A 14204-nucleotide genomic window follows, 5' to 3' on the forward strand; every position below is an offset into this window, starting at 1 on the left:
CGAGCCGGAACGGACGGAACGGACAGGGCGGGCGAGGCGGGCGGTCACAGGACGATCACCCGTCCTTCCTCGTCCCAGGCGGTGAGGGGGCGCAGTCCCTCCGGGGTCCATTCGGCGGCGACGGTCAGCGGGTGGCCGCCGGAGGCGGCGATCAGCCGCCAGGGCGTGCCGCAGGAGGGGTGCAGCGCCAGCGCGCCGTCCGGGCCGGTCAGCGCCCGCAGACCGCTCCCGGCGGGGACCGCCGCGTCGAGCACCACGGGCCAGGAGTCGGTCCAGGGGTCCGCGGCGAGGGCGCGGGCCACCTCGTCCAGCGCCTCGTCCACCGTGGAGCCCGGCGGGGGGCCGGCGGAGACCTGGGGGGCATGGTCGTGGCGGGCGGCGACCAGGGCGCGCAGCGGGCACGAGCCGGGGTAGAACGCCAGGTCGGCGTCCATGGTCGTGCCGGTGACGAGGGAGGCGTCGAGGGCCTGGCCGGCCGGGGCGAACGACAGGACGAGCGCGGCCCGGCCGGTGGACCGGCCGCGCAGCCAGACCCGGCGGGCGGTGATCCGGTCGTGCTCGGTGTCACGGCGCCCGAGGACGTCCCACCGGTCGCGGACCGGCTCACCGGCCAGGACCTCCTCCTTGGCGACGGGGAAGCCGACCCGCTCGCGGACCGTCCGCAGCAGTGCGGCGTCGAGCCCGCCCGCCGCGTCCGCCGGACCGGCGGCCGGGGTGAGACGCCGGTGGGCCACGGCCAGCAGGTGCAGCAGGGCGTACTCGCCGAGGAGGCGGGCGGGCCAGTCGTCGCCGGTCAGCACCGCGCCCAGGCGGGAGACGGCTCCGGCGGCGGCCGGGGCCTGGGCGTCGACGAGGCGTTTGGCGAGGTCGTCCCACTGGTCGTGCCGCCGGGAGGTGGCGAGACCCTGCCTGACCTGGTCGGCGAGCCAGCGCTCCAGCTCCGCCAGGCCCGCCGCCACGCGCTGCTCGCGCTGCGCGGCCCGCCGGGCGTCGGCGGGGCCCGGCCCGGCCGCCACGGCCGCGCCGCCCGCCCGGCCCGCGCCGGCCTCGCCGCCCGCCGCCGCGCCGCCGCCCGTCACCGCCTCGCCGTCGCCCGCGTCATCGCCGTCCGCCGGGGCGGACGCCCGGACCGCCGCCCCGGCCGTGCGGTCGCGCCGCCGGTCGAGCCACTCCGCGGCCCAGTCGGCGGGCCCGGCGGCGTCCGGGACGCCGCCGGCCGACCACAGCAGGAGCAGTCCGAGGGCGTGCTTGCAGGGGAACTTCCGGCTCGGGCAGCTGCAGCGGTAGGCGGGCTCGGACAGGTCCACGCACGCCAGGTAGGGCTTGGAGCCGCTGCCCCTGCACTCCCCCCACAGCGCGTCCGCCGTGGCCCCGGCGCCCGACCACTTGCCGGGCGAGGAGACCCCCTGGGCCGCCTTCTGGGACGACGCGTCGGGCGCGAGGGCCAGCACCTGGTCTCGGTTCCACCGTTCGGTCACGTCCCGAACGCTAGCCAGCCCCACCGACAAATCCCCACCCTGGAACGGCGTTCCTTCACCCGCGCGTCCCTTCCCACGGGATATCCCCCTCGCCGCTTTCCTCCGCCCCGTCCCGCGCCACCGGGATGGCAGACTGTCCGGTGCCCGCGCCGCGAAGCGGCCGGACCCGCCCCGCGCCGGAGGTGCCTGATGACCGTTCCCGCCCGCCCGCCGCTCGCCGAGACGCTCGGGCTGTTGCCGCACCCGGAGGGCGGGTGGTACCGGGAGACCTGGCGGACCTCCCTCGACGTCACCCCGCCCGGGTACGGCGGGCCCCGGGCCACGGCCACCGGGATCTACTTCCTGCTGGAGCCGGGTGAGGAGTCGCGCCCGCACGTGGTCCGCTCCGACGAGGTGTGGCTGTGGCACCGGGGCGGTCCTCTGCTCCTCGTCCTCGGCGGCCACGAGGGGCAGCCGACCCGGACCGTCGTCCTCGGGCCGCGGGTGGAGGAGGGGCAGGTCCCCCAGGCGGTGGTCCCCGGCGGCACCTGGCAGGCGGCCCGGCCCGCCGGGGACGAGGGGGTCCTGGTGAGCTGCGTGGTCTCCCCCGGCTTCGACTTCGCCGACTTCCGGATGGCCTGACCGGCGGCCGTCCCCCGCCCGCTCCGCCCATCCCCCGGAACGGCGTGCCCGGCGGGGTGTGACGGCGCGGCCGGCTGCGGGGACAATGCCGTCAGAGAACCCACACGAGGAGGTCGACGGTGACCGGCGAGATCAGCTCCGTGATCGGTGGCAAGCAGGCGGCGGGCGGCACGGACTACGACTCGATCAACCCTTCCCGCGTCGACGAGGTGGTCGCGCGGGTCCGGCTGGCCGACGCGGAGACGTTCTCCTCCGCCTGCCGTACGGCGGCCGCGGCGCAGCGGGAGTGGGCGCGCGTCCCCGCGCCCGTCCGGGGGCGGGTGATCGCGTCGATCGGGCGGCTGGTGGAGGCCAACGCCGAGTCCCTGGCCCGGCTGGTGACGCGCGAGATCGGCAAGCCGTACGCCGAGGCGCTGGGTGAGGTCCGCGAGATCGTCGACACCTGCGACTTCTTCCTGGGCGAGGGGCGGCGCCTCTACGGGCAGACGGTGCCCTCGGAGATGCCTGACAAGAACCTGTTCACCTTCCGGGTCCCGGTCGGGGTGGCCGCGGTGATCACGGCGGGCAACTTCCCGGTCGCGGTGCCGTCGTGGTACCTGGTGCCCGCGCTGCTGGCCGGGAACGCGGTCGTGTGGAAGCCGGCCGAGTACGCCGCGGCGTCCGCCGAGGCGCTGTACCGGCTGTTCGCCGCCTCGGGGCTGCCCGACGGCGTGCTGAACCTGGTGTTCGCCGACGGCGCCGCGACGTTCGAGGGCCTTGGGGCGGCGCTGGGCGAGGGCACGGTGCACAAGGTCGGGTTCACCGGCTCCACCGAGGTGGGCCGCAGGATCGGCGAGCTGTGCGGGCGCCACCTGCAGTCGCCCTGCCTTGAGCTCGGCGGCAAGAACCCGATGGTGGTGGCGGCCGACGCCGACCTCGACCTGGCGGTGGAGGGGGCGCTGTTCTCCGGGTTCGGCACGGCCGGGCAGCGCTGCACCTCCCTGGGCACGGCCATCGTGCACGAGAGCGTCCACGACGAGTTCCTCGACCGCCTCACGCGCGCGCTGGCCGCCGCCGAGATCGGCGACCCGGCGGGCGACGTGCTGTGCGGGCCGCTCCTCGATCACCGGTTCGCCTCCCGCTACGAGGAGTATCTCGGCTGGATCCAGCCGCACCACAAGGTCGTCTCCGGTCCGACCGGCCGGATCACCGCCGACAACCCGCGCGGGGACTTCACCGGCGAGGGCGGCCTGTACTACCACCCGGTGATCGTGGACGGCGTGCGCCCCGGCGACCGGCTGTTCCTGGAGGAGACCTTCGGCCCGATCATCGGCGTGACCTCCTTCCCGACCCTGGAGGAGGCGCTGGATCTGGCCAACCGTCCCGGGTACGGGCTCTCCTCCTCCGTCTACACCACCGACCCCGCGACGGCCTTCCGGTTCCGCGAGGGCATCAGGGCGGGCATGGTCAGCGTGAACAACTCCACCTCCGGGGCCGAGGCGCACCTGCCCTTCGGCGGGAACGGCAAGTCCGGCAACGGCAGCCGCCAGTCGGGGATGTGGGTGCTGGACCAGTTCACCCGCTGGCAGGCGATGAACTGGGACCACTCCGGCAGGCTGCAGAAGGCCCAGATGGACGTGGCGGAGATCGTGCCGGATGTGAACTTCCGCCTGTGACTTTGCCGTTCCGGGGGGTTCTCCCCATCGGAAGAGCGGCATCCCCTTTGCGAGGGACACGACGGCCCGCGCCGTACTCCGGGAACGCCCGGGAACGGCCGGGCCGTCGCGCACCTGGCGGCCGTCAGGCGCGCCGGGGCACGTGGGAGGTCGTGAGCTGCGGCGCGGCCTCCCACGGTCTGTACGGCACGGCCCGCGGGCTCACACGGAGCCGACCACGCATTTCATTATTCGAGACGTTCTTTCTTGAAATGCGAGATGGCTGTTACGGTCGATCCGTCCGGCACCCGGCCGACCGAGGAAGTGATCTCCCCATGACAGCTGAGCACGCGGTGTACACCCACGGCCATCACGAGTCCGTGCTGCGGTCCCACAGGTGGCGGACCGCGGAGAACTCCGCCGCCCATCTCCTGCCGCACCTGAGGCCGGGGATGTCCCTGCTGGACGTCGGCTGCGGCCCCGGGACCATCACCGTGGACCTGGCCGGGCGGGTCGCGCCGGGGACGACCACCGCGGTGGAGGTCACCGCGGAGGCGCTGGCGCTGGCCCGCGCGGAGGCCGGGCGGCGGGGCGCCTCCGGTGTCGAGTTCGTCGTCTCCGACGTGCACGCGCTGGACTTCCCCGACGACACCTTCGACGTCGTCCACGCCCACCAGGTCCTGCAGCACGTCGGCGACCCCGTACGGGCGCTGCGGGAGATGCGCAGGGTGTGCCGGCCGGGCGGGATCGTGGCGGTGCGCGACAGCGACTACGCCGCGTTCGCCTGGTTCCCCCGGCTGCCCGAGCTGGACGAGTGGATGGACCTCTACCGGCGGGTGGCCAGGGCGTGCGGCGGCGAGCCGGACGCGGGACGGCGGCTGCTGTCGTGGGCGCGCGCGGCCGGCTTCACCGACATCACCGCCACCTCCTCGACCTGGTGCTTCGCCACGCCCGAGGACCGCGCCTGGTGGGGCGGGATGTGGGCCGAGCGGGTGCTGCGCTCGGACATGGCCCGTCACGCCCTGTCCTCGGGAGCCGCCACCGAGGACGACCTGCGCCGCCTGTCCGAGGGCTGGCTGAGGTGGGCGGGCGACGAGGACGGCTGGCTGTCGCTGCTCCACGGCGAGCTGGTCTGCCGCGCCTGAGCGCCGGGGCGCCGTCGACGGCGGGACGCCGGCCGGGGACGTCAGGCGGGAGCGGGACGCCGGCCCGGGGCGGCGGCCGGACCCTCCCCCGCGCCGCAGTACCGCGCCGCCCCGCCGATGATCCGGTGGACGCAGCCGGAGTACTCCAGGAAGCGGAGCACGGCCTCCCGGTTGCGGGCGGTCTGCGGGGCGATCCGCCCACCGGGCGGGTAGAAGCCGGGGGCGCCGCGGGCCGGGTACATCTCGAAGGTGTAGCTGAAGATCTTGAAGGTGCCCCACATCCAGTCGCCGAGCGTTCCGTCCATGACGTAGCGGTCCCCGGCCTGGCGGGGGGTGTAGCCGTTGACGGCGGCCATGCTCCGGCCGAGCGCGGCGTACGCCGCGCGGTCGTCCCGGGTCAGGCCCGGGGCGGTGTCGGCGCGGGTGTGGCCGTACGGCCACATGATCAGCTCGCCGTAGGAGTGCCAGTCGATGTGCGCCCTGATCTGCTGGACGCCGTCCACCACGCGGCCGCGCACCCAGTCGGCGGCCGCCCTGACCTCGGGGGCCGACTCGCTCGCCGGGCCCCGGTAGGTCTGGGCGGCGGGCGAGCCCGAGGAGCCGCCGCAGCAGCCCCACAGGTAGGGCCAGTTGCGGTTCAGGTCGGTGCCCACGGCGGAGGAGCCCGGGGCGGGCTGGCGGTTCTTGCGCCAGCCGCGGCGGGAGCCGCCCGCGAGGTCGTACTCGCCGCCGTCCGGGTTGAGGTCCGGCATGATCCAGATCTCGTGCCCGTCGACCAGCCCGGTGATCCGCTCGTCCCGGCCGTAGCCCTCGGTGAGCAGGTGGAGGAGGTAGAGCGCCATCTCGACGGTGAGGTGCTCCCGGGCGTGCTGGTGGTGGGTGAACAGGACCTCGGGCTCGTCCTCGTCCACGGCGACGTTGTCGCTGATCTTGACGACGAGCAGGTCGCGGCCCTCGTAGGAGGTGCCGTAGACGGCGCTGCGGGCGATGCCGGGGTGGGCCGCGACGATCCGGCCCGCCTCCGCCACCGTCTCGGCGTAGGAGTGGTACCCGGAGCCGCCCGCCGGGGAGCCGGGGAGCGAGGCGCGCGAGACCGGGACACGGGGAGCCTGGGCATGGGGAGCCCGGGCATGGGGAGCCCGGGCACGGAGAACCGGGGCACGGGAAGCCGGGGCGTGAAGGGCCGGGGCGTGAAGGGCCGGGGCGTGAAGGGCCGGGGCGTGAAGGGCCGGGGCGTGAAGGGCCGGGGCGTGAAGGGCGACCCCGCCCAGGCACGCCAGGGCCAGGAACGTGCGCGCCACGATCGGCCGGCGTCTCATCGGTGTCCCCCGGACACCTGATCCAAGCGGCCGCCGCGCGTCCGCGCCGGGAGACGGGCGGAGCCGTTGACGGGTCATGACCCGGATTTCGGCTCCGGCCTACCCGGCCCGGGGGGAGCGGTCCCGATCCGTCCGGCGCCGGCCGGGAGGGCCGGGGCGCGGGCCGGTCGCGGAACCGTGGCCGTCGTCAGAAATCGACCTCGAACCAGAGGGTGCGGGGGCCGCCGTGGCAGCCGTCGTCGACGCCCCAACGGCCGGCGAGCAGGTCGACCAGGAACATCCCGCGGCCGCTCTCCGCGTCGGGGTCGTTGCGCACGTGCGGCGCCGAGGCGCCCGAGCCGGCGTCGGAGACCTCGACGAGGACGACCCCGGCCCCGAGCTCCACGGTCATCGTGACCGCGCCGCCGCCGCCCGACCCGGAGTGCACGACCGAGTTGGTGACCACCTCGCTGACGAGGAGGACGACGTCCTCGTACGCGGGGTGGCACTCCCCCAGGAGCTCCCGGACCCGGTGCCGGGCCACCGACACCGACTCCGGGACGCCCCGCAGGGTGAGTGTTAATCGAGGTTGAACCGTCTGCTGCCGCGTTGTCATGATCGGCCTCGCTCCCCGGACCCGCACATTCCCATGCGCGTCGCGCTCTGAGATGGCACACTCACTCACGGTGAACTGTTCTACCAGGGACTTCAATAGCTCATATTGAAATTCCACAGTTTTCTTGTCCAAGGACGGAGATACGTGCATGGCTACCCGGCGCAGTCCGACAGCTCGGCATCGCCGTCTCATGGCCGAGTTGACGCGGTTGAGGGAGGACAGCGGGCTGTCACGGGCGGAGGTGGCGGAGCGGATCGGCTCCACCGACACCACCGTCTGGAGATACGAGACGGGTCTCACCCGTCCCAAACCCTCCGACGTGGCGGCCCTCACCGATGTGTACGGCGTGACGGGCGCGGCCCGGGAGACCCTGGTGCAGATGGCCAGGGAGGCCCGGCAGCGTGGCTGGTGGCATCGCCACCGGCAGACTCTGAAACCCGGCTTCGACTCGTACATCGGGCTGGAGGCGGAGGCGTCGGTGGTGCGCTCCTACGAGCCACTGGTCGTCCCCGGCCTGATGCAGACCGAGGCCTACGCGCGTGCCGTCATCGAGGTGACCACCGTGACCCACGCCCCTCCTGAAGTCGATGAGAAGGTCACCGTACGCATCTCACGCCAGCAGTTGCTGCACGGCCCCGGCGAGCCGATCCAGCTGGTCTCCGTGCTCGACGAGGCGGTGCTCCGCCGCCAGGTCGGCGGGCCGAAGGTGATGCGCGAGCAACTGGAGCACCTCGTCGATCTCGGCAAGCTGCCCAACGTGGAGATCCGGGTCATCCCGTTCTCCGCGGGGGCGCACGCCGCGATGGACGGCCCGTTCTGCCTGCTGGGCTTTCCCGAGCCCGGCGATCTCGACCTGGTCTATCTGGAGCAGGCGGCGAGCGGGCTCGTCCTGGAGGATCCGGACGAGGTGCGCCGGTACACGCTCATGTTCGGGAGCCTCACCGCGATGGCTCTCAGGGCGGACGCCTCGGCCGCCTTCATCGCGGAGCTGGCGAAGAAATGTTCCAACCAGCGATAGGAAGAAAGAGTGCAGAGGTCCACCATGGATCTGTCCAGCGTCGCGTGGCGCAAGAGCAGCCGCAGTACCGGAGGGAACTGCGTCGAAGTGGCGATCGTGCCCGGTGACCCGGCTGTGGCGGCCCACAAGGCCCAGGCGGACGAGCTCTACCTCGTCCGTGACTCCAAGGATCCGGACGGCCCGGCCCTGGCGTTCACCCAGGGCGAGTGGGACGCCTTCGTCGGCGGGGTCAAGGACGGCGAGTTCGGCTGACAGATCTCCCCGGGGGGACCGGTCCGCCGGCTCCCCGGTCCGGCCGGAGGCTCCCGCCGCCGGCACCGACAACAGGGCCGGGAGTCCCCTCGGGGGCTCCCGGCCCTTCCCGTTCCTCCTCCGCCGGCACCCGATCGTCGTGTAACGTCCGCCGCCCATTTAAACGACATAGTGATAAATATCCGGACCGAAGGTCGGCAGTGGCTTTTCCCGGAGCGGGAAATGACCAACGATGGATGGGGTGAGACGCCACCCATCGTGCTCGTCCCCGGCCGACCGGCCGGCGACGGACCTGGAGTTCGCATGAACCAGCGTTCGGACGACAGCACCCGCGACCGCCGGGCGCGCGGATTGGAGATCATGAGACGGGTCCACGGCGGGGACGACGCCGGAGACGGTTCCGCGGCGGCCGGCGTGGGCCGGGGCGAGGGCTCCGGCGACTTCTTCGGCATGACCGTGGAGCACCTGTTCGGCGAGGTGTGGTCCCGGGAGGGGCTGAGCATGCGCGACCGCAGGCTCCTCCTGCTCGGCCTCCTCGTCGGCCAGGGCATGGACGACCTCGTGGAGATCCAGCTCGACGCGGCGCTGCGGACCGGCGAGCTCACCCCGGACGAGCTCCGCGAGATCGTCGTCTTCCTCACTCACTACGCCGGGTGGCCCCGCGGCTCCCGGCTCAACACCCAGGTCGAGGAGCTGATCGCCCGTGTCATGCGCGCGTAGCGGACCGCGCGGTGGCATGCCGTACGGCCCGCCGCGCGGGACGCGGAGCCCGGCCGCCCGTGCCCGCGCGGGCCGTACGGGGACGGGCGGGACGGTTCAGAGGTGCTCGACGTTGGGCCCCCGGCAGCGGCGGCGCGTGTCGAAGACGAACGGGCTCACCCGTTGGACCCGCTCGTAGTCGAAGCGGTCGTGGTCGGTGAGGACGACCACCGCGTCCGCCTCCGACAGCTCCCGTTCGGTCGCCGCGACCAGCTCGATCCCGGGCGGCGCGAGGTAGGCGTCCACGTGGGGGTCGGCGGCCCGCACGTCCGCGCCCAGCTTGACCAGGGCCCTGGCCACCTCGATCGCGGGCGACTCGCGGCAGTCCCCGGCGTTGGCCTTGTAGGCCAGGCCGAGCAGGAGCACCCGGCTGCCCCGCAGCGGCCGGCCCTGCCGGTTCAGCGCGAGGATGAGCCGGTGCACGACGTGGTCGGGCATGTGGTCGTTGATGTCGTTGGCCAGCTCCACGAAGCGGAAGTTGTGCCCCAGGGCGCGCTTGACCTTCCACGACAGGTAGGAGGGGTCGATCGGCAGGCAGTGCCCGCCGACGCCGGGGCCGGGGGTGAAGCGCAGGTAGCCGAACGGCTTGGTGGAGGCGGCGTCGATGGCCTCCCAGACGTCGATCCCGAGTTGCTGCGCGAAGATGGAGAGCTCGTTCACCAGGGCGATGTTGACGTGCCTGAAGGTGTTCTCCAGGAGCTTGCACAGCTCGGCCACCTGGAGCGAGGAGACGCAGACGACGTCCCGCACGATGCGCCCGTAGAACTCGGAGACCTTCCGCAGGGACGCCTGGTCGATCCCGGACACGACCTTGGGGGTGTTCTCCAGGTGCCAGTGCGGATTGCCGGGATCGATGCGTTCGGGGCTGTAGCCGAGGAAGAAGTCCTCGGGCGTGCACAGTCCCGACCCCTCCTCCAGCAGCGGCCGCAGGTACTCCTCCGTGGTCCCGGGATAGGTGGTGGACTCCAGGATCATCGTGGCGCCGGGCCGCAGGAGCGGGGCGATCGACTCGCCGGCCGAGCCGATGTGCCTGAGGTCGGGGACGCCCTCGCGCAGGGGCGTCGGCACGGTGATCACACAGACGTCGAAGCCCTCGGCGTCGGCGTAGTCCGTGCTGGCGAGGTAGCGGCCCGAGCGGTGGGCCGCCGACAGCGTCTCGTCACCGACGTCCTCGACGTACGACTCGGCGGCGTTCAGCCGCTTGACCCGCCAGTCGTCGACGTCGACGCCCACCACGTCGAAACCCGCGTCGACGGCCCGCATCGCCAGCGGCAGCCCTACGTATCCCTGGCCGACAACGACCAGCTTCTCCCCCATATCCGCACCCCCATCACTTAGAGCGATATACCCCCGACTGTAAGAGTCCGGCGCGCTTGCGACGCCGTTTCGGTCGCGGTCCGGGCGTGTCGCCCCCCGGCGGGACCGTGACGGCGCCGGAGGCGCGACGGAAAGACCACCATTCGTAATTTATAAACCGAATAATGGGCGGAATGGCGGGTGAGTAAATTATATTCCATCGACGCGCTAAAAGACGTCTTTCGTGCTTTTCCGGAGACCTGGACGCACCCGCACCGAGGCACAGTCGTCTGCGTACGGCGCGGCGCCCTCCGCCGGCACGGCGTATCCGCGCGTTCTCCCGCACCGCCCGCCGTGGGCGCGCCGGACCGCGGACGCGGCGAACGACACACGAACCGGGCGGGCGCCGCGAGATCTCACAGCCGGCTTCAGGCCACGGGGCACACCGGACGCCTGACCCGGCACGGAGCCAGCGAGGAGTTGTGTCGTATGTCCGATCCCTATCGCGATGCCGTCGGCCCGCAGACCGGGATGACCGCCGCGCCACAGGAGCCACGGCGCGGAAGGAGCCGCCGATGGCCACTGACGCGCCCAGGCCGGACGGCCGGCCGCGCCGCGCGACCCGCGCGGCGGGTCGCCACCGCGCCCGGGGGGAGAGCCGGCCGGTCGAGGGTCCTGCCGCGGAACGGTCCCCGCGCCTGGCTGAGGACCTCCGTCACCGCCGCTCTCGTGCTGGGCGTGGTCGCCGGGACGCAGTCCGGCGCGGCGGCGACACCGCCTCTGGGCATCGGCAGCGCCATGCCCTTCGCGGCGCTGGCCGGAACCGCGGTCGTCAACACCAACCTCACCTCGATCACCGGGGACCTCGGGGTGAGCCCGGGCTCGTCGGTGGTCGGCTTTCCCCCCGGCACCGTGTCGGGCGCCATCCACGGCGCCGACGCCGTCGCGGCCCAGGCCAAGGCCGATCTGGTCGTCGCCTACAACAGCGCGGCCGGGCGGACGCCCGACGCCACCCTGGCCCCGCAACTGGGCGGGACGACCGTGAACCCGGGCGTCTACAACTCCACCGACGGGACCTTCGCGATCAACGGCACGCTCACCCTCGACGCGCAGGGCGACCCGGACGCCGTCTTCATCTTCCAGGCGTCCAGCCTCACCACGGCCAACGTCAGCAACGTCAGCCTCCTTCGCGGCGCGCAGGCGAACAACCTCTTCTGGCAGGTCAGCGGCAACGCGACCCTGGGCACGTACTCCACCTTCCGGGGGAACCTCCTGGACCGGAACTCGGTCACGGTGAACGGCGGCGCGGCCGTCTTCGGCCGCGTGTTCGCCCTCAACGGCACGATCAGCACCCAGGGCACCACGAGCCTGCCGGCCACCCGCATCACCGTGCCGAACGACCCGCCGACCACCACGACCCTGGCCTCGTCCCCCAACCCCGTCTGGGTGGACCGGCCGGTCACCTTCACCGCCACGGTGGCGGCGACCAGCGGCACGGTCGTCCCCGCCGGCGAGGTGGTCTTCAAGGACGGCCCGACCATCATCGGCTCGGCCTACCACAGCGGTCTGGCCCCGGCCACGTTCACGACCTCGGGCCTGTCGGCGGGCGACCATCACATCACCGCCGTCTACCTGGGCGGGGACACCTTCGACCACGAGGCCGTGATCCACTTCGCCCCGAGCACGTCGCCCGAGCTGATCCAGTCCGTGTCGGACAGCCTGTGGGACAAGAAGGCCACACCGGCGGTCCCGGCCCAGCCCGACTCCCAGGACGTCACGATCGGGGTGAAGTTCAAGCCCGCCACGGACGGCGTCATCACCGGCGTGCGCTTCTACAAGGCGCCGCAGAACATCGGAACCCACTTCGGGAGCCTGTGGACCAGCGGCGGCACCCTGCTCGCGAACGCGACCTTCACCAACGAGACCGCCTCCGGCTGGCAGCAGGTGAACTTCGCCACACCGGTCCCGGTCACCGCGGGCACCACCTACGTCGCCTCCTACTACACCGGCGGCCGCTACTCGGTGACCAGGCCCTACTTCACCGCGCCGTACGTCAACGGCCTGCTCACCGGTCTGGCGGACGGCGCCGAGGGCGGCAACGGCGTGTACACCTACGGCCCGGCGAACGCCTTCCCGACGAGCACCTTCCAGGCCTCCAACTACTGGGTCGACGTGGTGTTCAGGCCGTCGAACAGCCTGTGGGACGCCACGGCCACACCGGCGGTCCCGGCCCAGCCCGACTCCCAGGACGTCTCGGTCGGGGTGAAGTTCAAGCCCGCCACGAACGGCGTCATCACCGGCGTCCGCTTCTACAAGGCGCCGCAGAACACCGGGACCCACATCGGAGGCCTGTGGACCAGCGGCGGCACCCTGCTCGCCAGCGCGACCTTCACCAACGAGACCGCCTCCGGCTGGCAGCAGGTGAACTTCGCCACACCGGTCCCGGTCACCGCCGGCACCACCTACGTCGCCTCCTACCACACCGGAGGCCGCTACTCGCTGAACAGGCCCTACTTCACCGCGCCGTACACCAACGGCCCGCTCACCGCGCTCGCGGACGGCGCCGAGGGCGGCAACGGCGTGTACACCTACAGCCCGGCGAACGCCTTCCCGACGAGCACCGTCCAGGCCTCCAACTACTGGGTCGACGTGGTGTTCGAAAGCACCTGACGCCGCGCCCACCGCGGCCGGCCGCGTCGCGGAGGCGCCTTCCGGCGCCCCGCGACGCGGCCCCGGGCCTCCCGGCTCCCCAGGAAAGCGGAATCCCAAAAGCCATGGAATATCGCTGATACCGGTATAGGCGGCTTGGAAACCATCGAGCGGCAAAAGTAAAACCTGTGTGATCCTTCCCCAGGAAATGGGGTGTGATGTGTGGCGACGGTCCGGTTTGTTGTTCACTGCGGCAGTGAGCCCAACCCAAGTGATGACAGTCCCCTTCAACCGGACGCATATCTCAGAAAACGAGTTCGACTATCTCGCGGAGGCCGTGCGCGGGGGATCGACCTCCGGAGACGGGCCGTTCACCCGCCGGGCCGCCGGCCTCCTGGAGAAGCTGACCGGGTCAGGCCGTGCGCTGCTGACCACCTCCTGCACGCACGCGCTGGAGCTGTCGGCGATCCTGCTGGACCTGCGGCCCGGCGACGAGGTGATCATGCCGTCGTTCACCTTCGTGTCGACGGCCAACGCCTACGCCCTGCGCGGGGCCGTACCGGTGTTCGTCGACTGCAGGCCCGACACCCTGAACCTCGACGAACGCCTGGTCGAGGCCGCGATCACCGACCGCACGCGGGCCGTGGTGGCCGTCCACTACGCGGGTGTCGGCTGCGCGATGGAGGTCATCGGCGGGCTCGCGGAACGCCACGGCCTGGCTCTCGTCGAGGACAACGCCCACGGGCTGGGCGGGTCCTATCGGGGCCGGCCCCTCGGGTCGTTCGGGAGCATGTCGGCGCAGAGCTTCCACGAGACGAAGAACGTCCAGTGCGGGGAGGGCGGCGCGTTGCTCCTGAACGACGCCGGCCTCGTCGCGCGGGCCGAGATCGTCCGGGAGAAGGGGACGGATCGCAGCCGGTTCTTCCGCGGCCAGGTGGACAGGTACCGGTGGGTCGACATCGGTTCGAGCTATCTGTCGTCCGACGTCCTCGCCGCGCTGCTGACCTCCCAGCTGGAGTCCTTCGAGGAGATCCAGTCCCGGCGGCACGCCGTGTGGCGGAGGTACCACGAGGAGCTGGCGGACTGGGCGGCGGAGAACGGGGTCTCCCAGCCGATGGTCCCGGACGGCTGCGAGCATCCCGCGCACCTGTACTACCTGCTGCTGCCGGACCTGGACGACCGCCAGGCGTTCATCGCCCACCTTTCGGGCAGGGGCGTGCAGGCGGCGTTCCACTACCAGCCGCTGCACACCGCCCCCGCGGGCGTGCGGTACGGGCGGGTGGCGCCGGGCGGCTGCCCGGTCACCGAGGACGTCGCGGACCGTCTCGTACGGCTGCCGCTGTTCGCCGACCTGGACGAGGCCGGCGTGACCCACGTGATCGACGCCGTCCGGGCCCACCGGGTGCGCTGATCCCGCTCCCGTCTCCCGACCACCGTT

The 14204-nt window shown here is 72.6% G+C and carries 12 protein-coding genes; 8 read left to right on the forward strand and 4 right to left on the reverse strand.

Features of this window, described 5'->3' with window-relative positions; all coding sequences use genetic code 11:
• Window positions 1-44: 44 nt before the first annotated feature.
• Window positions 45-1478 carry an SWIM zinc finger family protein gene (locus IEZ10_RS04490; protein WP_189245185.1) on the reverse strand — a complete coding sequence of 478 codons (1434 nt, stop codon included), beginning with the start codon at window positions 1476-1478 and terminating at the stop codon, window positions 45-47.
• A gap of 189 nt (window positions 1479-1667) precedes the next feature.
• On the opposite strand from IEZ10_RS04490, the gene IEZ10_RS04495 reads away from it, so the two are divergent.
• From IEZ10_RS04495 to IEZ10_RS04505, 3 genes are all read left to right on the forward strand, one after another.
• Entirely contained in the window at window positions 1668-2099 is a 432-nt protein-coding gene (locus tag IEZ10_RS04495) for a cupin domain-containing protein (RefSeq protein ID WP_189245186.1), read from the forward strand.
• A gap of 119 nt (window positions 2100-2218) precedes the next feature.
• The gene (locus IEZ10_RS04500; protein ID WP_189245187.1) at window positions 2219-3754 is read left to right on the forward strand and encodes an aldehyde dehydrogenase family protein; all 1536 of its coding nucleotides are present in this window, start codon (window positions 2219-2221) and stop codon (window positions 3752-3754) included.
• A 314-nt stretch (window positions 3755-4068) separates the two neighbouring features.
• Complete coding sequence (locus tag IEZ10_RS04505) at window positions 4069-4878, forward strand: methyltransferase domain-containing protein (RefSeq protein WP_229810953.1); 810 nt, start codon at window positions 4069-4071, stop codon at window positions 4876-4878.
• Window positions 4879-4919: 41 nt separating this feature from the next.
• Here the strand turns inward: IEZ10_RS04505 and IEZ10_RS04510 are convergent, their stop codons facing one another.
• Entirely contained in the window at window positions 4920-5906 is a 987-nt protein-coding gene (locus IEZ10_RS04510; protein ID WP_308426245.1) for a M14 family metallopeptidase, read from the reverse strand.
• A gap of 478 nt (window positions 5907-6384) precedes the next feature.
• Complete coding sequence (locus tag IEZ10_RS04515) at window positions 6385-6792, reverse strand: ATP-binding protein (protein ID WP_189245189.1); 408 nt, start codon at window positions 6790-6792, stop codon at window positions 6385-6387.
• A 190-nt stretch (window positions 6793-6982) separates the two neighbouring features.
• Between IEZ10_RS04515 and IEZ10_RS04520 the strand changes: the two genes are divergently transcribed.
• The 3 genes from IEZ10_RS04520 (at window position 6983) to IEZ10_RS04530 (ending at window position 8782) form a co-directional block, all read left to right on the forward strand.
• Window positions 6983-7810, forward strand: coding sequence for a helix-turn-helix domain-containing protein (locus IEZ10_RS04520; protein WP_229810954.1), 828 nt, complete (start codon window positions 6983-6985; stop codon window positions 7808-7810).
• Window positions 7811-7834: 24 nt separating this feature from the next.
• A complete protein-coding gene (locus IEZ10_RS04525) occupies window positions 7835-8062 on the forward strand; it encodes a DUF397 domain-containing protein (RefSeq protein ID WP_179828771.1) in 228 nt (75 codons plus the stop codon).
• A gap of 303 nt (window positions 8063-8365) precedes the next feature.
• Window positions 8366-8782 (forward strand): carboxymuconolactone decarboxylase family protein, encoded by a 417-nt coding sequence (locus tag IEZ10_RS04530; RefSeq protein WP_189245190.1) that lies wholly within the window; start codon window positions 8366-8368, stop codon window positions 8780-8782.
• Between the two features lie 96 nt (window positions 8783-8878).
• Here the strand turns inward: IEZ10_RS04530 and IEZ10_RS04535 are convergent, their stop codons facing one another.
• Window positions 8879-10138 (reverse strand): nucleotide sugar dehydrogenase, encoded by a 1260-nt coding sequence (locus IEZ10_RS04535; RefSeq protein ID WP_189245191.1) that lies wholly within the window; start codon window positions 10136-10138, stop codon window positions 8879-8881.
• Window positions 10139-10846: 708 nt separating this feature from the next.
• Between IEZ10_RS04535 and IEZ10_RS04540 the strand changes: the two genes are divergently transcribed.
• A complete protein-coding gene (locus IEZ10_RS04540) occupies window positions 10847-12787 on the forward strand; it encodes a DUF4082 domain-containing protein (RefSeq protein WP_189245192.1) in 1941 nt (646 codons plus the stop codon).
• Between the two features lie 253 nt (window positions 12788-13040).
• On the forward strand, window positions 13041-14177 hold the full coding sequence (gene rffA, locus IEZ10_RS04545; protein ID WP_189245193.1) for a dTDP-4-amino-4,6-dideoxygalactose transaminase: 1137 nt from the start codon (window positions 13041-13043) through the stop codon (window positions 14175-14177).
• Window positions 14178-14204 lie beyond the last annotated feature (27 nt).

Origin of the sequence: Streptosporangium pseudovulgare, from assembly GCF_014648055.1 — a bacterium.
In the GTDB taxonomy this organism is placed as follows: Bacteria; Actinomycetota; Actinomycetes; order Streptosporangiales; family Streptosporangiaceae; genus Streptosporangium; species Streptosporangium pseudovulgare.